Origin of the sequence: Anabaena sp. UHCC 0399 (assembly GCF_034931465.1) — a bacterium.
GTDB classification, from domain to species: Bacteria; Cyanobacteriota; Cyanobacteriia; order Cyanobacteriales; family Nostocaceae; genus Trichormus; species Trichormus minutissimus.
The window spans coordinates 29,326-50,344 of sequence record NZ_JAYGGZ010000048.1; the positions used below are offsets into that span (position 1 = coordinate 29,326).

General features: G+C 40.7%; 19 protein-coding genes. 5 read left to right on the forward strand and 14 right to left on the reverse strand.

The window, feature by feature from the left end:
* Positions 1-14: 14 nt before the first annotated feature.
* The 3 genes from VB693_RS22335 to VB693_RS22345 all read right to left on the reverse strand — a co-directional run bounded on the left by VB693_RS22335 (position 15) and on the right by VB693_RS22345 (position 1,677).
* Positions 15-311 (reverse strand): hypothetical protein, encoded by a 297-nt coding sequence (locus VB693_RS22335; RefSeq protein WP_190705899.1) that lies wholly within the window; start codon positions 309-311, stop codon positions 15-17.
* Positions 312-525: 214 nt separating this feature from the next.
* A complete protein-coding gene (locus tag VB693_RS22340) occupies positions 526-1,122 on the reverse strand; it encodes a DUF3177 family protein (protein WP_190705893.1) in 597 nt (198 codons plus the stop codon).
* A 318-nt stretch (positions 1,123-1,440) separates the two neighbouring features.
* Entirely contained in the window at positions 1,441-1,677 is a 237-nt protein-coding gene (locus tag VB693_RS22345; protein ID WP_190705891.1) for a Calvin cycle protein CP12, read from the reverse strand.
* A gap of 503 nt (positions 1,678-2,180) precedes the next feature.
* On the opposite strand from VB693_RS22345, the gene VB693_RS22350 reads away from it, so the two are divergent.
* Positions 2,181-3,416 carry an FIST signal transduction protein gene (locus VB693_RS22350; protein WP_323268180.1) on the forward strand — a complete coding sequence of 412 codons (1,236 nt, stop codon included), beginning with the start codon at positions 2,181-2,183 and terminating at the stop codon, positions 3,414-3,416.
* Positions 3,417-3,522: 106 nt separating this feature from the next.
* Here VB693_RS22350 and VB693_RS22355 read toward each other — a convergent pair whose 3' ends face one another.
* Positions 3,523-4,641, reverse strand: a complete 1,119-nt coding sequence (locus tag VB693_RS22355; protein ID WP_323268181.1) for a metallophosphoesterase — start codon at positions 4,639-4,641, stop codon at positions 3,523-3,525.
* 218 nt (positions 4,642-4,859) lie between these two features.
* On the opposite strand from VB693_RS22355, the gene trmB reads away from it, so the two are divergent.
* On the forward strand, positions 4,860-5,507 hold the full coding sequence (trmB, locus tag VB693_RS22360) for a tRNA (guanosine(46)-N7)-methyltransferase TrmB (protein ID WP_323268182.1): 648 nt from the start codon (positions 4,860-4,862) through the stop codon (positions 5,505-5,507).
* On the opposite strand, the gene VB693_RS22365 is transcribed toward trmB, so the two are convergent.
* Both VB693_RS22365 and VB693_RS22370 read right to left on the reverse strand, forming a co-directional pair.
* The gene (locus VB693_RS22365) at positions 5,498-7,726 is read right to left on the reverse strand and encodes a tetratricopeptide repeat protein (protein WP_323268183.1); all 2,229 of its coding nucleotides are present in this window, start codon (positions 7,724-7,726) and stop codon (positions 5,498-5,500) included. The genes trmB and VB693_RS22365 overlap by 10 nt on opposite strands.
* A 61-nt stretch (positions 7,727-7,787) precedes the next feature.
* Positions 7,788-8,084, reverse strand: a complete 297-nt coding sequence (locus VB693_RS22370; protein ID WP_323268184.1) for a hypothetical protein — start codon at positions 8,082-8,084, stop codon at positions 7,788-7,790.
* A gap of 286 nt (positions 8,085-8,370) precedes the next feature.
* Here VB693_RS22370 and VB693_RS22375 point away from each other — a divergent pair, with 286 nt between their 5' ends.
* A complete protein-coding gene (locus tag VB693_RS22375) occupies positions 8,371-9,294 on the forward strand; it encodes a hypothetical protein (protein WP_190705873.1) in 924 nt (307 codons plus the stop codon).
* Between the two features lie 96 nt (positions 9,295-9,390).
* Here the strand turns inward: VB693_RS22375 and VB693_RS22380 are convergent, their stop codons facing one another.
* On the reverse strand, positions 9,391-10,083 hold the full coding sequence (locus VB693_RS22380; RefSeq protein ID WP_323268185.1) for a response regulator transcription factor: 693 nt from the start codon (positions 10,081-10,083) through the stop codon (positions 9,391-9,393).
* Positions 10,080-11,360 (reverse strand): sensor histidine kinase, encoded by a 1,281-nt coding sequence (locus tag VB693_RS22385; protein ID WP_323268186.1) that lies wholly within the window; start codon positions 11,358-11,360, stop codon positions 10,080-10,082. The genes VB693_RS22380 and VB693_RS22385 overlap by 4 nt, the downstream gene beginning before the upstream one ends.
* 227 nt (positions 11,361-11,587) lie before the next feature.
* Here VB693_RS22385 and VB693_RS22390 point away from each other — a divergent pair, with 227 nt between their 5' ends.
* Entirely contained in the window at positions 11,588-12,928 is a 1,341-nt protein-coding gene (locus tag VB693_RS22390) for an efflux RND transporter periplasmic adaptor subunit (RefSeq protein WP_323268187.1), read from the forward strand.
* Positions 12,929-12,934: 6 nt separating this feature from the next.
* Positions 12,935-14,143, forward strand: a complete 1,209-nt coding sequence (locus VB693_RS22395) for an ABC transporter permease (protein WP_323268188.1) — start codon at positions 12,935-12,937, stop codon at positions 14,141-14,143.
* A gap of 36 nt (positions 14,144-14,179) precedes the next feature.
* On the opposite strand, the gene VB693_RS22400 is transcribed toward VB693_RS22395, so the two are convergent.
* The 6 genes from VB693_RS22400 to VB693_RS22425 all read right to left on the reverse strand — a co-directional run bounded on the left by VB693_RS22400 (position 14,180) and on the right by VB693_RS22425 (position 20,640).
* Positions 14,180-14,659 carry a lasso peptide biosynthesis B2 protein gene (locus VB693_RS22400; protein WP_323268189.1) on the reverse strand — a complete coding sequence of 160 codons (480 nt, stop codon included), beginning with the start codon at positions 14,657-14,659 and terminating at the stop codon, positions 14,180-14,182.
* A 56-nt stretch (positions 14,660-14,715) separates the two neighbouring features.
* The gene (locus VB693_RS22405) at positions 14,716-14,994 is read right to left on the reverse strand and encodes a PqqD family protein (RefSeq protein WP_323268190.1); all 279 of its coding nucleotides are present in this window, start codon (positions 14,992-14,994) and stop codon (positions 14,716-14,718) included.
* 73 nt (positions 14,995-15,067) lie between these two features.
* Positions 15,068-16,927 (reverse strand): albusnodin/ikarugamycin family macrolactam cyclase, encoded by a 1,860-nt coding sequence (locus VB693_RS22410; protein WP_323268191.1) that lies wholly within the window; start codon positions 16,925-16,927, stop codon positions 15,068-15,070.
* A 442-nt stretch (positions 16,928-17,369) separates the two neighbouring features.
* Complete coding sequence (locus VB693_RS22415) at positions 17,370-17,504, reverse strand: hypothetical protein (RefSeq protein WP_323268192.1); 135 nt, start codon at positions 17,502-17,504, stop codon at positions 17,370-17,372.
* 552 nt (positions 17,505-18,056) lie between these two features.
* A complete protein-coding gene (locus VB693_RS22420) occupies positions 18,057-19,880 on the reverse strand; it encodes an ABC transporter ATP-binding protein (RefSeq protein ID WP_323268193.1) in 1,824 nt (607 codons plus the stop codon).
* Positions 19,881-20,055: 175 nt separating this feature from the next.
* A complete protein-coding gene (locus VB693_RS22425) occupies positions 20,056-20,640 on the reverse strand; it encodes an AraC family transcriptional regulator (protein WP_323268194.1) in 585 nt (194 codons plus the stop codon).
* Between the last annotated feature and the right edge of the window lie 379 nt (positions 20,641-21,019).

Sequence of the window (21,019 nt, forward strand, 5' to 3'; positions counted from 1 at the left end):
CCTGTCACCTACCCCTACACCCCCACTTCCGCCAGAATAGCCTGCATAGCTTCCCAAGAAATTTGTCTTTCGATATAACGGGGAGTTTCAGGATTATAAGGGCTAGCTATGCGGTCAATGCTAATAATTTTTGCTTCATCTGGGATCACTGGGATTTCGGGATCAAATGCCGTAGGGAGCATTAAAGAACTGGAAAAACCTTTGAAAATCGCTACCTTATCTTGCTCATCAGCGATTTCTACCGTTACCAGTAAGACTTCTTGAGGACGTTTGAGGGTGTATTGTTCTAGTCGCTTGCCAATGGAACTCATTTTGAAAAATAGGAATTTCTTTTTCCGTACCGGATGTTGGGGCTTCTCTACAAGATGCTACGAGTAGCATTTTTCCCTGGAAGGGTACAAACCTTTTGTGCTGTTAGCGGTAGCAGGGCTTTGAACGGCGCACAATTAATTTTACTGTTCCACTGTTCTACTGTTCTACTCCTGACTCAGCACTCAGCACTCCTGACTCAGCACTCAGCACTGTCTACTGTTGCGTAGCCGAGCGTCCCTGCTTGCCCAGCTTTACCAGAACAAAGTAGCTTAAGTAAACCACGTAAATTATTAAACCAACTATGCCCAGAAACCCTAGCATTGCGTGTTTACTATTGTGATGGAAATACTCTTTAAATAGTAATGGGGCTTCAAACCAGACGAGACACTCAGGAGTTTTGATGGCATTGCTAGAAAAAGCACAACCCAAAAAAGGTACGAACGCTATTGCGCCTAACAAGCAATATAAGGTTACAGCCCATCGCCAAGAGGTAAAAGTTAGCTTTAAAGGGGTACTTGGCAAATATTCAATTTCATCATTGAGATCCACCCAAAACCACAGCGAAATCGGAATGAGAATTAATCCTATCAACCCCGAAATAAAGCTAACTTGGTACTGGGCAATCATCAAATAAGCTGTAATGACAAGGAGACTGGAGACTCGCCAGTAAATCATTAACAGTCTTTGTATCCCTTCTACTTTTTGGACATAAGCCCAAGTCAAGAGAATTAAGGGAATCATCACTAAAAATAATAGTGCCAGTCGGTAGTCAATCCAGACTAACTGGCGAAACCAAACGTTATTTTGCATATTTCACGTCAAACGCTCAATAATCAATTAGATTGCATTAACTATATTCATAATTGGCAATGGGGCATTGGGAATTTATTTTCCCCTACTTCCCTACTTTCTGCTCTCTGCTAGTCTTTACCCATTTTCAAGAAAGCTGATGGAGAAAAAACAAGCAACTCACAGAGTTATGAGATTGACTACAAAAATTTGCTTTTTTGCTCCGCAATGCGATCGCTAACAGCAAGCTATGCGAACCCTATTGCTAATTTTCGCAAAAAGTCGTGTCCACAACTTCTGGTTGCTTGTCTCTCAGGTCAAAAATGCCAGACTTAATTTTTATTCGTCGTAAAGTCTGCACTCAGCTGCATCTGGGTTGTCATCGCAGTACTGTTCTAGAGAATTTTTCTTTTTATCTTGGCGTTGGTGGGAGGCTTCAGCTTGTAATTCTTCCACTGCATCCCAAGCGGCGGCGCACTCGGCCGAGCTACCACCTGAAATATCACAAACAGCACGAGCTTGTTCTACTTCGTCTTGAATTTGATCTTGAATGTTTTTGGCTTGAGTATCAGTCATTGTTTTCGTCTCGTTGTGTGATGTTAGTACCAGTATAGAAAAGTTGCAAAAATTGATATTTTTGTGTTCTATCGATCACCATTGTACCCAATTAACTGATGCAGCTAATTTTGTAGCTATGATGTATCGATAACAATTACAACAATCTGTGAAATATATCCCAGATTCCCATTTATCTTTTAAGATTTTATAGATCGGCACTACAAAAATCCAACAATACACTATTATTTAAGTGAATGTAAGCAGACATCCTATACCCAAAAAACTGGGTGGATTAGCCCCGCAGTCAAGATAAATATTTTAATTTCCATTTAGATACCCACAGTCCAAGTCGCAAAAAGACGAAATAAAAACTTCCCCAGTCCCCAGTCCCCAGTCCCCAGTTATTTAATTTTGAATTTTGAATTTTGAATTGATTTGTCCCCACTCGCCAACCTCTATTCTTAATCTAGGATAAACAACTAAAAACCACTGGCCACAAAAGAAACAGTAGCCCAAAACACATGGCAGATCAAATGCAATGGGCAAATGCCCTATCAACTCGTCCTTCCCTAGAAGCAGCTATAGCAGATGTGGTAGAACAGACTGTCTCATCGTTAACAGCACCTGCGGATTTAGGGTTAGTGTTCATTTCGTCTGCGTTTGCTAGTGAATATTCTAGAGTTTTACCTTTGTTGGCAGAAAAATTGTCTGTACCTGTCCTAATTGGTTGTAGCGGAGGCGGTGTAATTGGTACTACCCTTGGTGGACAAACCCAAGAATTAGAAGCCGAAGCAGCTTTGAGCTTAACTTTGGCTCACCTACCAGGGGTAGATTTGCAAGTCTTTCATATTGTGGCTGAAGATTTACCTGACTTGGATAGTTCTCCAGATGCTTGGGTGAATTTGATTGGTGTACCATCATCGCCAACACCCCAGTTTATTTTGCTTTCTAGTGCTTTTTCTTCAGGGGTTAACGATTTATTACAGGGTTTGGATTTTGCTTATCCTGGTTCGGTGATTGTGGGTGGACAAGCGAGTGCTGGGGGTTTTGCTGGTCGTTTGGCGTTGTTTGCCAATGATACCTCTGGTGAAATCCAACAAAGCTTATACCGTGAAGGGACAGTGGGTTTAGCGTTAAGTGGCAACATTGTTTTAGAAACGATTGTGGCACAAGGATGTAAACCGATCGGTAAGCCACTGCAAATCACCAAAGCTGAACGTAATATTATTTTGGAAATAGATGAGCAAGTACCTTTGATGGTGCTGCGAGATTTGATTTCTAGCCTGAGTGAACAGGAACGCGGTTTAGCACAGCATTCGCTGTTTGTCGGTGTGGCGATGGATGAATTTAAACTGTCTTTACAGCCGGGTGACTTTTTAATTCGTACTATCTTAGGAGTCGATCCATCTGGAGGCGCGATCGCAATTGGTGATCTTGTTCGTCCTGGTCAACGTCTGCAATTCCACCTGCGAGATGCTCAGGCCTCTGCCGAAGATTTAGAATTTCTCTTAGAGCGGTATCAACAACAATCAAGATTAGATAATACTGCTGTTGGTGCTTTAATGTTTGCCTGTGTAGGCCGTGGTGAAGGATTGTACGGTAAACCCAATTTTGATTCTGAGTTATTTCGGCGTTATGTTCCAGATATCCCCATCGGGGGCTTTTTCTGTGGTGGAGAAATTGGCCCTATTGGTGATCGAACTTTTTTACACGGTTACACCTCAGTCTTTGGAATTTGCCGACAAAGTGAGTGCTGAGTGCTGAGTGCTGAGTGCTGAGTGCTGAGTGCTGAGTTGGGAGTTTCAAAACTCACAACTTAATACTCTATTTACAGACGCGATGAATCGCGTCTTTACTTAGGACTCAAAACTCAGGACTTTTTTCTAACAATAAGGTACTGTTATTATCAATAAAACTGGGAGTACCAGTGTGAGCGATCGCACTATACGTCTGAATGTAATGGCGCACTTTTTGGGGAAAATGAGGATAATCTAACAAAGCATCTCCATCGGCAATAGTTGCCCAAAAATCACGCAAACTGGGAGCTAGTTCTTGTGCCTGGTTTATGGGTAAATTTAATGGCGGTAGGCTAAGTAATTTAACTAGAAATGGAAAAGAGCGATCGCCCATCCATTGCTTTGATGAATGCTGCAAGTTAGGAAAATCAGGTACTGACTCTACACGATGAGACAGGATTTGCAGCCATTCTTTTCCTTGTTGATCTCGATGAAACTCTAAAACTCGATAAGGATGAGGATAGCTGACTAAAGAACCAGTGGTAATATCATATACACCTTCATCACAGGCAACATCTTGAACGTGTAAATGACCTGTAAAGACTAGCCTGACTCCATAACGTCGTAGTAAGTACAATAATTCCGGGGCATTTGCCAACATATAACGATTTGCCATAGGATGGCGGGATTGATGGGGTAAATGCTCCACTACGTTGTGATGCACCATCACTAACACTAGTTCATCTACTGCTGCGGCTAGTACCTCTTCTAACCATCTCATCTGTTGGGCATCTAAACGTCCTATCTGCTCACCCTGTTCATTAAAACAGTTAGAATTTAAACCAATTAACCGCACCCCCGGTAATAATTGCTGTGTGTAATAAAGTTGATTAGTATTTCCATAGCCAAAGTTGCGGTAATAACTGGGAAAATCAGCACAGGCTATTGATTGCTGATTAGCCATCAACACAGGAACATCGTGATTACCAGGTACAACATATGCAGGAAAAGGTAATTTAGATAACCTTTCTTGTAACCAAATATGATTTTCTGGTTCACCGTGTTGTGTTAAATCTCCTGGCAGTAAAATAAAATCTAAATCAAGTTCTTTTAAATGTTCAATAGCACTTTCAAAAGCAGAAATACTCACTTCCACTAGATGAAACCGACTAGGATGATCCCAGATGGTATGAGGAAGAGCGATGTGTAAGTCGCTAACTACAGCAAAGCGAAAATTTAGCACCATTGATTTCAAAAAATTATTAAAAACGGTAGTTTAAGGCACACTTTTAAAAAAAGTATAACCCCTCCTTTGTCAAGCTGCTGAGGATTGCTTATACTTAACATTTATACATATGGGGAATGGTGGTAATAAAACAGGGGAAGCAGGGGAGGAAAAAACCAATGAATGCCAAATACCCAATTGACTAATTACTAATGACTAAATTATTAGGAGTATAAATTTTGCCATTTATCCGCGTCCGTCAACACGTTAATCCCCTAGCGAAGAAGTATCAACAACCTGTAAATCCTATAGAGTGGGAAAAAATTTATGCTAATTTACACCAGCCGCTACATTTAGATATTGGCTGTGCTAGGGGAAGATTCGTATCACAAATGGCGCAGATAGAACCACATTGGAATTTTCTTGGTTTAGAAATTCGCGAACCCCTAGTCATAGAAGCTAATAAGTTATGTTCTGAGCTAGGTTTAACAAATCTCCATTACGTGTTTTGTAATGCGAATAACTCATTAAAAGTGTTGTTATCTTCTCTACCCCCAGGTATTTTACAGCGAGTTACTATTCAATTTCCCGATCCTTGGTTTAAGACTCGCCACGCTAAACGCCGTGTAGTACAACCAGAATTAGTAGCAGAATTAGCTAATTATTTGCCTGTTGGGGGAGTGGTATTTCTGCAATCAGATATGGAATTTATCGCAGTAGAAATGCGCGATCGCTTTGCAGAAAGCCCCCATTTCCAAAGAATCGGTATAGGAGAATGGCTAGAAGAAAACCCCCTATTAGTCCCAACAGAAAGAGAAGTTTCAACGCAAAATAGGGGTGAACCTGTTTATCGAGCTTTGTTTGAAAGAGTGGTGAGTTATGACTGAGATAGCGTGGTTAATGTTCTAAATTCTTCATTATCTGCAATCTCATCAAAATCTATATCATTTGCAGCATCTTCTTGATATCTAGGGTTAAGATTAATGGCTTGTTGCAGATTGTCTAAAGCTAAATTTACCTGTTTTTGCAGTGCATAACAAGCAGCTTTATTATAGTAAGCACTGGCATAGTCTGGTTTAATTGCTAAAGCCTTGTCAAAAGAACTGATTGCTTCTTCATCCTGTCCTAACCTAACAAGAGTATAACCGCGTTTATCCCAAACTTTTGGGGAATCCGCTTGGAACTTTAATGCTTGGTCAAAAGAAGTAATTGCTTCTTCATATTGTTCTAATTCTATCAAAGCTAAACCGCTATTCATCCAGGCAATGGCATCTTCTGGGTTAATTTGAGTGGCTTGGTCAAAAGATTTAAAAGCATCTTGATGTTGCTGTAAATAACCGAATGCAACACCACGATCGCACCATGCTTGATGATAATCTGGTTGAATTTTGATCGCTCGATTATACGAAGCGATCGCTTGTTTATAACGTTTCAACCTGGCGAAAGTAATGCCACACTTAAACCATAGTACAGCATCATCAGGGTTGATTTTCACCGCTTGCTCGTAAGCTGCGATCGCTTCTTCGTAACTTTTTTGTGAAAATAAATTATTTCCCTGCTCTATATAATCATCAGCAGTTAATTTTGTCTGCTCATTTTCTCTTGCTGGCTGAGGTGCTGGGGTTGCTTCTTCTATTGTAATTACTGCGGGTTCAACTTCGGCAAATTCCTTTAAGATTACATCTTTACGCTGTTGAGCATCTAATTGCAATTCAGATAGTTGTGAGACAAACTCTGTTTCTAGTTTTTCCAGCTTTTCTAAGATCAAGAGTTTTTGTTGTTGAGCATTTAATTGTAATTCTGAAAATTGCGAAACAAACTCCGAACCTGATTTTTCTAACCCCTCCATAATTTGCTCTTTGCGGTTTCGAGCATCTAATTGTAACTCAACTAGCTTAGATGCAAACTCCGATTGTAATTTTCTTAATTCCTGTTGAATATATAACTGTGATTCAGATATTTGCGCTTTGAATAAATTTTCTAATTCTTGTATATTTTGTAAGACACTATCTTTTTGGTTATGGACTTCTGCATGGGAGTTAGATAATTGCTGTGCATACTCTGCTTGTAATTTTGTTAAATTCTCTAACAAAATATCTTTGTGTCCTTGAGTATCAGCTTCCAATCCTGAAACCTGAGATTGGAATTGACTTTCTATCGCTTGGAGATTTTCTAATTTAATATCTTTTTGCTGCTGGACATATTCTTGTAATGTAGATAACTGCACACTAAATTCTGACTGTAAGTTAGTTAAACTTACAATGATTTTATGTTGATGCTGCTGAGTATCAGTGTATAAATTTCTTATTTGATTATTAAATTCTAGCTGGGATTCTTCTAAATCTTCTACAACTAAGTTTTTGTGATTTGTAGCATTTTTTTGTAATTCTCCCAGTTGATGTACTATCTCTGATTCAGTCTTGTCTATATTTTCCAGAGTTATATCTTTTTTCTGTTGTGTATCTAACTCTAATTGAGATAGTTGGCTAGAAAACTCAGCTAATAAATGCTCAATTTTTTGCTGAAAATTTGTAACTTCTGTTGATAGTTTAGTTAAGTTATCTGTCTTAACTTGCAATATCTCTGATGTTACAAAAGATAAATTATCGTGTTCAGTTTTGATTTTTTGTTGTAAATTTTCAGCTTCCCTTTCTAAAGCGCGAGTAATCCCTTTAGCTTCTTGAATGAGATTTTCTGCATCTTGCTTGACTAGAGTTAGTTGTGCTTCGAGTTTTTCCACTCCTTGTAACTGTGACATCGCTCTATCTACAATTTCACGAATAGCTACCCGTCGCAGTAGCCAAAATAAAGTAATAATCGCTACGGGAAATAAACTTAAGATAACTAACCAAATATTCAGCAAAACAGTTGTACGATTAAAGGCTCGCTCAAAATCAGTTTGTATTTGTTCTAAAATCCGCTTTTCTGTTTGCAGTTGAGCTAATGCTTCCCCTTGTTGATTAGGTATCGCTTGGGCGGTAATGTGTTGGGGGGAAGGGGATGGTGTAGTTTGTCCATTGCTAATCTCAGCAGACAGCAGCAAGGGGGAAAAGACGATGGTGCTTTTCAAAAGTAAGGATAAAACAAATTGGTTCTTGCTCTTCACTCTAGTTACCTTCCTTGAATGAAAACCGCTACTTTTAGTGTAGTGGTTTAGCATCAGGTGTTTATGATCGTGATGATTTTGTGCCGATGCTCCGCCCCGCCGGAGGCTTTGGCGTAGTCTCTCGTAGAGATGGTCTATGACCGACCGCGTACTCAACTAACTTGTTAAAAAGCAGATTAGCCACCTTAGCCATCAGCTTACCTTGTAGGCGTTTACCATTGAGCAACTGTCGGACGGAATCGTCGGTAAAGTCCTTCAACTTAGTACGGTACTCAAAAATGGCGGCGGCGGTGTTACCATCAACTAGAAATGTTTTAAACGGATAAATCCGATCAAGCAGCCTAGCTCGTACCCGCAAGCCAAAACCAAACTGACTAAAAATGTGGTTGTAAGGTTTGGAGCATTCATGATCAAGGATGGTTAGAATTTCCAGCCAAGTCGCTGCTCAGTTAAATTAATGTCACATAACCCAATACGGTTCAGTTAAGAATAATTGGTCTTTAAAGCGCGATAAATCTTGTCTCTACATGAGGATTTTGGGCTTATCTGAACCGTATTGTGGTCAATTCTCTTATCGTCTAGTCTTCATTTCTCAGAAAGGTGAAAGAATAGAATATTACTTGGCTGCGATTCGGAGTGTGACTATGCGGACTCATAAAGCATCACAAAAGCAATCTTCTGCTTCTAATCCTTTGGTATCTCGTCCCTTTGTTGTGCAGCCCAAACCAGAGGATAGTATGAAATCGCCAGAAACTCAGGGATGTGAAAGCCAAATACCACATTTCACTATTTTCAACCCAGAAGGTGAGCAATCACCTGTGCAACCTAAATTAGCTATCAGCGCACCAGGGGATCAATATGAACAGGAAGCAGATCAAAGGGCGAAACAGGCGGTAAAAATGATAAGTTCCCCCGCTTCTGCCTACCCAACTCAAGGACAGCAAAAGCAGATTTTCACCCCATTGAAGAATCAGATCAAAGCTTTTCCAACAGATCAGAATATAGTCGTAGCACAGAGGGTAAAGAAAACCCCTCCTTCGGGTGGGACGGAGATAGATGTGGAAGAACTTGATGATGATTATTTACCTAACTGTGTTGACAACGGTAACTTAAATAGGAAAGGATATCGGCGTAGTGGCGGTATAACAAACGGATGGAATGACACTGACCTATTTTACGCTGATGGAGACGGACCTCTGGTGCAGATTACGATAAAAATGGTGAACGATTACTGGGATTCTCGATACGAAGGGTTTGAGAAGCTTAGTGGCCCAGATTGGACAAAAAACTGCGAAGATTATGCCAAGGAATACTCTGGATTTGGTGGCAAGATAGGTGATTACAAGGATTCAGAGGAGTTGGCTGGGTTAATTCAGGATAATGGAAAGTATGTATTACAACTAAGTTTTCATTGGATGAGTGTACAAAAAACTGGTGAAGATTCAATTACGATACGGCAGAAGGACGGTGAAAGTGCGGTTTATGAAAAGACTTTCAACTTGAAGGACGGCTTGGCATATATTTTAGGAAAACGCTCTGCTGGCGGAACGGTATATGCCACCTCGTAGTATGCTTTAAAGAAGTAACGCACCGAATCAAGCACCAGTGCTATCGCACCTAAACTCCAGTAGAAAACTTTGCCGCTCTACAAAAAAATCGCTCTCCTACTTCTCTATCATTACATCTTGGGTACTACCCAGAAAAGTAAGGAAGGAACTGGCAAAAAGTGCAGCTTGAGTGCGATCGCGCAAGTTCAATCGATTTAAAATACTGGTAACGTGGTTTTTTACAGTCCTTTCAGATATGTAAAGTGCTTGGGCAATTTCACGATTGCTAGCTCCACAAGCAATTAATCGCAATACCTCCCGCTCTCTAGGCGAAAGTTTTGCTAATTCAGGAGGAATGGCTGAATTAACAGAATAAGCAGGCCTTTGCTGTGCCATTGCTTTCTCAAAAAGGCCGGGACCAAGATGGGTGTGTCCATGATAGACTGCCCGAATTGCCAGTGCTAAATCCTCCGATGAGGTATCTTTGAGCAAATAACCCTTCGCGCCAAAGCTCATTGCCTGGGAAACATATTCTTCATCATCAAAGGTAGTCAAAATCAGAACCTGAGTTGACCCAAAACATTGGCAAATTTGCTTTGTTGCTGCTACGCCATCCATTACAGGCATTCGTACATCCAACAATACTACATCCGGTTGTAGAGATGTTCCTTGCAGAGACTCAATCACCTCTAGGGCTAGTTGACCATTTTCAGCCTCTCCTACTACCTGTAGGTCTGGTTTAGATTCTAATAAGCTTTTGAGTCCTTGGCGAATGATCATCTGGTCGTCTACCAGCAACAAGCGAATCATGGCAGAAACTTCCTCAGTGGAATATTAACAGTTACACGGCAACCTCTTCCCATTTCGCTTGCTAGCCTAAAGTTACCTTCCAGGGCTAACGTTCTTTCTCTCATTCCCTGCAACCCAAAACCAGTGGTATTTTGTTCTGGATTGAAGCCTTTACCATTATCTTCAATTAGCAGATGTAAGTATTCAGGTGTTGTTTGCAATTTAAGAGTAACTTGCGTCGCATGACTGTGTTTGGAAATGTTCGTTAAGGCTTCTTGGATAATACGATAGATAGCAGTTTTAACTTCAATCGTGACTGATTGTGTCAGGTCAATTGTGCTGTCTAGGGTGATATTCGTCCTGTTGCCAAAGTCTTCAATTAGGCTGGTAAGGGCTGATTCTAGGTTTTTCGCCTGTAAAGGGTCAGACCGCAGGGTTGAAATTGATTGGCGAATTTCTTTCAAAGCTATTGATGCTAATTGCTTGGCTTCGCTCACAAAAACTTGGGTTTTGTCTGGGTTGGAGTGACAAAATAATAAAGCATTTTCTAATTGAATACTTTGAGCCGTCAAGGCATGACCCAAGGAATCATGAATTTCGCGGGCTATGCGGTTACGCTCCTGTAAAGTTGCTTGATCTTCTATGCGTAAGGCGTATTGATGTAACTGATTATGGGCAAGTGTTAGTTTTTGCCGACTTTGCCGTTCTGCTAGCAACGCATTTACCAGCATCAAAACAAATACCAATACCAATCCAAACAAAATTGTCGTGTTGATATTACTAATAATAAACCAAATCCTAATCTGGTTGAGGGTTACAGGTCTGGGTTGTGTCAGTTCCAGTTGAATCGCTGGAAGATCCTTTACCGAAATTACCAGTGATAACAAGAAAGAAAGAAAGACCAATCCTGTAGATAGCAATCGTCCCGTTGGTTGAAAAATTAGGCAACTGCGGATAACGACAATTAGATAAGGAGACAAAAAAGATATCCGCCAACTTCCCCAGGCAGTTACAAGCCAAATAATTCCTAGTTCCAGTGCGGTGTAAAGCCATTTACTCGCAGTTGTACCCCTTGGCAACCGCAACCCCATAAACCCAAATCCAATAATGCAGATGATGTTTAGCAACCAAGAGTAAGGCAGCAACTTTGATGTCTGAGAAGATTCTGCTAATAGCGTTCCTAAATATGGAAGACTTTCCCACGGTAGCTCACCCAGAATTGTAATTACCAACAAAATCCATTCCAGGTAAAGCAGTAAACGAAAAGGATGGGTTTTAACTTGCAGAAGGCGGTTCACAGTGTTTGCGGCTTCAGAAAAGGTTCTTAGTTCATCTGTACGCGATGGAAGTTTATTCTTACTAGAAACTTGTGTTGCAACTTTATCCGAAGACTTTATTACCAAAGCACTGAAAAAAATAGGACTTTGGTACTAAAAACTTTGGGAATTTAGATCCATGTAGCAAATATACGCAAGCTCGTACTATTAAGACAATCTTGAACAAAATAGTGAGGCAAAGCGTACTAATGCAAACTTTACCATTCTGTCGGGTAAAGAAGCAAAACCCCTGGATTTTTGGAGTCCTGGTACTTGGAGTATTGGGAACTACCACGACAGTTTACTTGAAGACCCAAAAAACTGCTTTTAAGCAAGATATAACTAGCCAAACCATAATGGTGCAAACCAAAGATTGGGTAGTCCAAATCCAAGCCAACGGGGTGGTGCAGGCAATACAAAAAATCAACCTCAGTCCGGAAGAGTCTGGACGCATTGCTCAACTGTATGTGACGGAAGGCGATCGCGTCCAGAAAGGACACATTATTGCCCGCATGAGTGGTGAGCGCATCCAAGCGCAGGTCAATCAGTATCAAGCATTCCTATCAAAAGCGCAGGCTGACTTAGAGCTAAAGCGTTCTGGAACTCGTGCTGAAGAAATTGCTGAGTTAAAAGCCAGGGTTGCTACAGCTCAAGCATCTGTCGCCGCAGCCCAAGCAAGGCTGAACCATGCCACAGAAGAACTCAAACGCAATCAAATGCTAGTTCAAGAGGGTGCAATCTCCCGGAATGCTTTTGGAGAGGTTATGGCTAAACAAGGGGAAGCTAAGGCAAATCTGGAAGCGGAACTAGCACGACTTAAAGAACAGCAACAGAGTTTGAACAAAGCTAAAAATGGACTGCGCCCTCAAGAAATCGCCCAAGCAGAAGCTGAGGTAGCCCAGGCCAAAGCGCAACTGGCTTTTTATCAAAGTCAGCTCAACAACACTGTGATCCGTGCGCCTTTTACGGGCATCATCACCCGTCGCTTTGCTCAAGAAGGAGATTTCGTTACACCCACCACCTCAGCCTCTTCTAGTGAAGGAGCAACATCTGCCTCCATTGCTGAACTCTCTAGTGGCTTAGAAATTGAAGCCAAAATTCCTGAAGCTACCATTTCTAAAATTAATTTAGGTCAAACCGTAGATATTCAAGCAGACACCTATCCCAACGAAACTTTTCAAGGGCGGGTGAGCTTGATTGCCCCTAGAGCAGTGCAGGAAAATAATGTTACCTCCTTTCGGGTGAAAGTGGCACTTTCTACCGGGCAGACAAAGCTGAAATCAGGCATGAATGTGAAATTAACGTTCTTGGGAGAGCCAATCAAAAATGCTGTGGTGATTCCCTTGGCTGCGGTTGTGACTCAGCCTAATGGTCAAACTGGCGTATATGTAGCTGATGAACAAAATCAGGCCAAATTCCAAGTAATTAAGGTGAGTGCAACGAGTGGCGATCAAGTGCAAGTATTAACAGGATTGGAAAAGAGCGATCGCGTGTTTATATCTCCCCCCAGCACTGAAAAGATTGACGGCATAGACACTGTGGAATTTTAGTTAATTATGAATCTACTTGAAAGTACCAATATGGCAGTCAAAACATTGACTGCAAATAAACTCCGTAGTACGCTCACCATGCTAGGAATTATAATTGGTAATGCTTCTGTGATTTCGATGGTTGCCATCGGGCAAGGCGCACAGCAGTTTACCCAGCAAAAGTTAGAGTCTTTTGGGCCAAATCAACTCTCTGTTTTTCCTGGTAACGAAAATACGCAGGGATTAAGCACTGAAGTTGCACAACTGGTTTTAGCAGATGCTCAGGCCATAGCAAATATTGCACCCGCCGTCCGGGAAGTTGCGCCGCAGATTAGTAGCCATTTGCAATTATCCCGTCAAGGACGCATCAGTCAAGTAAACGTGACAGGTACGACACCGGGAATTCTCTACGTCCGAAATCTACGTGTTCGCCAAGGACGCTTTTTTGAAAACTTTGAATTACAGCAAAATGCCCCAGTTGTGATTTTGGGGTCAGCAGTTGCAGATAAACTCTTTGGTAGTGAAAATCCGCTTGGTCAGCCAGTGCAGATGAATAACTTAAGTTTTCAAGTGATTGGCGTAATGCAAGCCAAAGGTGCTTTCATGGGTGCAAATCCTGATGAGACAGCCTACGTCCCTATTACTACTATGGCATTTCAGTTAACAGGAAGGCGATCGCCATTAGGCATTCCCATTGACTACTTAGAACTTTCTGCCCAGGATCGAGCTAGTATCCGAGCAGCAGCTTTCCAAACCACCAACATTCTCACCCGCAGACGTGGCAAGAAAGACTTTATGGTTGCCGCCAACAAGTCAGTTCAAGACTTAGTGAATCAGGTGACGGGAGCTTTGAGTTTAGTCTTGGCATCAATAGCGGGTATCTCCCTGGTAGTTGGTGGTATCGGCATCATGAATATTATGCTAGTCTCTGTCACCGAGCGTACCCAGGAAATTGGACTACGCAAAGCAATAGGGGCAACTGAACAGGCAATCCTCACCCAGTTTTTGATTGAAGCAATTATCCTCTCAGTCGCAGGTGGCTTAGTAGGAACAGGTATAGGCGTAGGTGGCGCACTCATAGTTGGGATGTTCACCCCTTTGCAACCATCAGTACCGGTGGGATCAATTTTACTAGCAGCAGGCGTTTCCGGCAGCATTGGTTTAATTTTTGGTGTTGCACCAGCACGACAAGCTGCGCGACTCGATCCCATTACTGCGTTAAGAGGAGGGAATTAAGCAAATAGTTAAAACTCTCAAAAAGCAAAGCCCTGTTTATACCGTCAGCAATTTTCTAAAACGATGTTCAAAATTATTCACTTCACGGAAAGGTTTACCAGCAACTTCTACCCATGAATGTGCTCCAATTGGTTCAGTAGCCACACCTACACACCAAGTTGACGATAGACCTTTAGTTAGAGCGAAAAGCATAAATGCCAAAGATAATTCTAAACATGCTACTCTTCCCAATAAAAATAAGTTGGATTTACGCACTGCTGCCCAAGCAATATCAGCTTCATGAGTTGTGATTTCCCGTGAACAATGACCCTTCATTGGCCTGAGAATTTTACAAATTCTGAACAAGCTTAGACAACGTACAGCTATGTATGCAACTATGACAGTCAATAAACCTATTAAACGGTCTTTACAACTCAAGTTTATATTAATAGTTGTTAATGACACTTGATCGTCCATAATACTTTCCTCAATTTTAAAACTTATAAAGTCAAATTTTTCCGCAGTAGACAGCATCATATTTACTTTCCTTTGATTGAAGAATTAACATTATTAAAACCAAAGGAAAGTAAATATTAATAAATATTTCTCCCTGTTTCAAGTAGTCCTGCTTTCATAAAATCGTTCACAAGAAACTCCATATCTTTTTTAAAATCATCTGAGTAACCTTCATATAAATATGAAAGCTCTTCTATTGCCTCTTCAAATGAACCTAATTTTGTTAGTAACTTCCAAAATTCAGCCGCACTATCATTCAAAGTGTAGTAACGATTTTTTTGAGAATCTAATAAAATTGCACTTTCTTCAAAAAAAGTCGTGGAAACATATACTGGAACGTGTAATTTTTCCATCATTTACCTTCCTATCTAATAGACCTATTGCCAAATCAAAGCGTAAACTTTATTCTTCTATTTACAGTGATCTCTGCTAATTCTCTTCTACCCAGAAACTTCTATGATCATTTTCCAAGCGACGCAACCAGAGTTCAAGCGATAGGGTTTGAGTAAAAAGCGGTGAGTTCCCAAAGAATCCCATGTTGAAATGTTGCATAGCATTTTCTAATTCTCTTATTTTTATTAGCCCCATATCAGCTAATAAAGAACTTTGGAATATTTCTTTGATAATGTTCCTATTATCTCGCAAACCAATGAATTCATCAGTTGTATAATCCCCTTTTGTATTACGGGCAAAAATACTCTGTGGCAAATCTCGGTGAAGTGCTTTAGGTAATAGTGGTTTATATATAAATGGGCTAATTCGTTCTTCTGGGTTTGCAGAGAGACAAGCATCTATAACTAATGTATCAAGATAAGGTGATTCTAAATTAACATCATAAATTTCATACAACTGGTGTCCAATTCTGGCATTTAATCCATTTAATTGAAGTATAGATATAAATTGATGTTCACCCACAGAATCTGCAAAAGGTGTTGCGATTTGTGCCCATTTTTGTAGTTCATCTAAAACTAAGTTGACAGAATCATTTGAATGCCAACTAGCAATTTCAGGAAGTAAATCCCATCCTAGAATTTGATCAATAGGCTGCTTGAGCTTAAATGCTTGAAGTGCTAAATCTCCAGTCTTTAGTTTTCTTGCTCCTTCAAATAACCAGTCTTGATATGAAGTAAAATTGTGCTTTATAACCTTACTCATTAGAGTAAATGGGGAAAAATTTCCGAGTCGAGACCACCCATAAACATGGTGAAAAAATTTTCTTATTCGTGCCTGTCTTAACAGATCCACACAATAAGAATAACAACCTGAAAGCACTGCATCTCCACCGTCTCCATCTATATGAAGTTGAGAACTTAAGGAACTGATAATTTTGCTCCTGTGCAGGATTTGTGCTGTGGCTAAAGATACTGGACTTGGTGCATCTGTTAGAGGTACTAATTCTAAGTTACTATACTCAGTAGGAATTTCATCACCCTCAATCATTAAGGCATTTAGATTTGAATAAAGACTAGCTGCGTGCTGGGCATATTCTACATCTGACGATTGGGTAGCACTAACAGTTTTATTAGTTACTGTGTATAACTTCTTATCCTGCTTTGCTAAAGTTTTTGCAGCTATTAGAGCTAAAGTGGTTGAATCAAACCCACCGCTCAAGTCGCTAGTTATATTGCCATATAAACCAACTCGCCCTTCCACAGATGTTAGCAACTCTTCACGCAACTGTTCGGCTGCTTCAGAAAAACTTTTGTATTTTTGTGTTCCATACCAATACCGTTTACATATTGGTTTCCCCTTTGAAATGTGTAAATAATGACCAGGGGGAATAGGTTGTACGTGACAGAAGGGAGTGCGATTCTGTACTAAGCTGAGTGTCACCATACCTGAGAGATAAGTGGCAAGCCAAGACTTATCTACTTCTGCCTTAAGCAGTTGTTGTAAAGGTATCGCCAGTGAAGAGTAAACTATACAAGAATTATAAATCGTATAAAATGCAGACTTAATGCCAGCCGCATCTACAAATACATATGTATCGGCATCATCTTGAACAATCAGGTTATAACTACCTGGCAATCTCATGAGTTGACTATACTCATTTGCTTTGACAGCATTACGGAACAATTGAGCCAAAGTTTCATGAGGTGCAAGGCAAGTACCAATAATAGCTAACCGCACAGAACCTTCAAACAGCGTGATAATTTGCTGTTTTTTCCAAGAGCCACAAACCCAAAGAGAACTTGACGTTTTCCAAAGTAATTCACCATCAATGGGATTCGGAAGAGTTGCTAGAGAACTAACACTTTCTGGAACAAAGCCACAAAACCAACGTTTCATAAGTTTTCTATGTTGTTTGATTATTAAATTTCACCAGTTAGTTCAGAAAATCAAAGAGCTTAATCTTGAAAGTTGATTATCATTTTTGTAGGTTGGTGATATCGTAAATTCAGCAATTTTAAGCATCTTGTTGAAGAAAAGGGTGAATTTAAGCCAAATGTGATTAACTCTTATCTTCACCTTAGTATTTGTCAAATTACTGCCACAATTTAGTGGCTACAGATTACGGAATTCTTCTGCGCCCGAATGCCGCATCTCTTTTCGACCCAATAGTACCTAATGTTGCTATAACAGCATTACCCATGTCAATGAATTGAGGCTTATAGTATTCCTTTTTGGTGACATTTGTAGTTTTCATTTGAAAAATCTCCAGAATTTTTGTGGTTTTTGTATGGTTGAATTTATCAACCATACTATTAACTTAAAGCTTTAACAGCACAGATTACGGAATTAATCTGCGACCGAATAAGCCATCTCTTTTCCACCAAATAGTACCTAATGTTGCTGTAACAGCATTACCCATGTCAATGAATTGAGGCTTATAGTATTCCTTTTTGGTGACATTTGTAGTTTTCATTTGAAAAATCTCCAGAATTTTTGTGTTTTTTGTGTGGTTGAATTTATCAACCACACTATTAATTTAAAGCTTTATAAACATAGTATCAATGGAAATTATTATGATTAAATAGGATATTTATTCGGTCATATTGAGAGGATTTATGTAAATTAAGAAAGTCCATTTCAAAGGGAACAGGGAAACCACTCCTGAAGAAGTGAGATTGAAATAAGGAATTCTTTTCTTTTTTCTGCAAGACGCTGTGCGAACGTATTTTATATCTCGAAAAAAGTAATTATTTAAACTGAGCTTCAAATCCGAACTAAAGTTTTCTTTCCCTGTTGCCTGCGATGCACTAAGCTTGTCGTTCGCCTAAGCTTCCCGCAGGGAACGCAGAGAAGTGTTGCCCATTCCCTATTCCCTAGCCCAAAGGGCTTTGTAATGGTATCCTGTAAGTAGAAAAAATACTAAAAGCAGCATATAGAAACCGTACAGTAAGGTCTCTATATGCTGCTGTAATCAGGTTGACTCTGCTGAATTGAATTAAGTCGAGATCAGAGGCAAAAAGTTACATCAAATTGTTTGAACACTATATTGCTGGGCTTGCATATTCCAAAGCGTGGCGTACTCGCCGCCATGTCGCAAAAGTTCCTCATGAGTTCCTTGTTCAATCAGCCGTCCACCCTTCAAAACTAAGATGCGGTCAGCCATGCGTACTGAAGCCAGGCGGTGGGTGATTAAAAGTGTTGTCTTACCTTGAGCTAGTTCCACAAAGCGGCGGTAGACCTCATATTCGCTACGAGGATCAAGGGCAGCAGTAGGCTCGTCAAGGATTAGTAGTTGGGCTTTTTCTCGCATGAAAGCGCGGGCGATCGCTAACTTTTGCCACTCTCCTCCAGAAAGTTCTGTCCCCCCAAATTGCTTGCCTAAAGGAGTTAACTCTGCTTGAGGAAACTTTTCAACCAGTTCAGCAATACCAGCTTTTTTAATTGCCCGCCTGAAGCATTCTGAGTCATCCAGTGCGGCAATATCTCCCAAAGCAACGTTCTCTCCCAAGGTGAGTGCATAGTGGCTAAAATCTTGAAATACCGCAGCAATATTCTGTCGCCATCCATCCAAGTTTAATTCCCTCAAGTCCACACCATCGACCAAAATAGCTCCCTCTGTAGGGTCGTATAAACGTGTCAGCAGCTTTACTAGCGTGGTCTTACCTGCCCCATTTTCCCCTACCAAAGCTACGGTTTCTCCAGGTTTCAAAGAAAAGGAAACATCTACCACAGCTGACCGATGATCTGGATAGCAAAAGTGTACCCTGTCAAAGGTGATGCCGGATCGCATGAGAGCAGGTACTGGTTGACCAGGAATGCGCACAGGCATGATTGCTTGGCTTTCTATGAACCCAAAAAACTGCTGCATATATAGTAGAGTTTCAAAGGTAGTTAAGGAGACAGCAATACACTGTTCGAGATTCTGTTGGAGGTAAGCTAGTGATTGTACGAAAAGAAGTACACTTCCTGGACTAATTTCTCCTCTAAAAGCTTGCTGCACCACCCAATAAAAGGCAAAGCCATTCCCCAAAGCAGTCATTACAGACAAACGCGCCGCCCAAAAAGCTTGTTTACCCCGCAAATGGCGCATAGTTTGATGCAAAGACTGAAATTCTTTGACATATCGATTAATAAACAAGGAACCAAGCCCAAACAAGCGTACTTCTTTGGCGTAGGTATCAGTAAGCATGACTGACGAATAGTATTGCATCCGCCGAGCTTCTGGACTTTTCTCATACATAGCTCCCCAAATGATCATTTCATACTGGAAGGAAACATATATCTGAGGGATGGTTGTAATAATAATTACAAACGGAATCCAAAACCCAAGTGGCAATAGCAGCACCACCATAGTTACCAAGGTGAACAAACTGCTGCCTCCCTGAGCCAAATTGCCAATAAAACTCATTGGCTGGTATTTGACTTGTTCTTGGAGAAGCCGTAGCTCGTCATAAAACTTTTGGTCTTCAAAACGGTTCAAGTCAGGAAAAGTGTCAGCTTTACGCATCAATAGCAAGTTAATGTGAGCTGTTAGCTTTTCGCCCAAATTTCCCTGAATTGCGGACATCCAAGGTCGCAGGAGAGCTTCTAGCAGCAAAGCCCCCACCCATGCTGCTACCAAGCTAGCAATAAGTACAACGCTAATTTCCTTACCTTCGTTTAAGGCTATTGCTACTGTATCTACCACTTGCTTGGTAATCCAAACGCTGATGGCGGGAACTATTCCCTGCAACATCACCGCAGCCACCATCAAGACTGTTTCTCTGGGTGCTGCTTTCCATAAAAATGGTAGAGAACGGCAGAAAGTTTTTGTGTAGCTACGTACAACGTCCCATACTTCTCTAAACATAAAAATTATTACAAAGTAAGCTAATGTGTATGCAACGCCAAATAACCCTACTAGGAGCGATCGCTTAGGTCAACAATATATGCGTTAAAGTATTCAGCTTAAGTGTTGCCACAACCTATTTCAATGGAAAATTTTGCGCTGAAGTAGGACATTCTTAATGTTGCTGAATACTAATCTAACTGCGATGCATATTTCTCCACATTTTTGGAGTTGTACTGTGGATCTTCCGAAATTGGCGGATGAAATGACCTGGATCTGGATAGCCTACTGCCGCAGCAATTTGATTTACAGGTTGGTCAGTATTTACAAGCAAGGAGTGTGCCTGTGCCATCCGGCGTTGGACAATCCATTTGTATACTGTTTGTCCTGTTTGGCATCTCACTAGGTTGGTTAAGTAAGTTGGAGAGTAACCAGCTGCTTGTGCTACGTCATAGAGGGTAATCGGCTGATGATAATTAGCTTCAATGAAGTCGAAGACTATTTTGAGTTTGGGTACAGACGGCAAGATCGAGTTTGGGATGGAGGAAGTTGCAGTATCAGTACATGAGGTGAGAAACCTAATAGCAATAATACCTTCAGCAGTGGCCTCTAGAGTTGCTTGAAGTATAGAAAAAGACTTTTCAATTTCTGTCTGTGTTCGCTGGTGCAAATCTTCTTCACAGCATAATTGCTCGTTAACAGCACTTAACTCAGCCAAAAGCTCTTGCACTTTCAACTCTAGCTCTGTACTGGTTCTGTGTAAGCCTAATAAAGTCTGCATTTCATTAAATCCTTGACTAAACTCTCAGAATCATCTTTTTGTTAATCTTTTACTTCTATGTTCTGAATTTGAATTCCCTCACTGACTACATACGTTAGACAGATGTTTTTATGCACTATCTGCTTTTAACGACGGGTAGTGTTCATATTTGCCGTTAAAAGCAGATGCAGCAATAATTAAATGATTTGTTACGCGAGTTTGACCACAAGTTCAATGTCTTAGACCGGGATGTTTTAGAGATTAAATCCAGTTTGAAGCTACCCAAGCATGATTAACTCGTTGGGGATTCATCACAACCATCCTGATGCGGCTGCTGATTTTCTAATCTATTAGGATTTACGCACAAATTACGGAATAACGTTCGCGTAGCCCATACCAC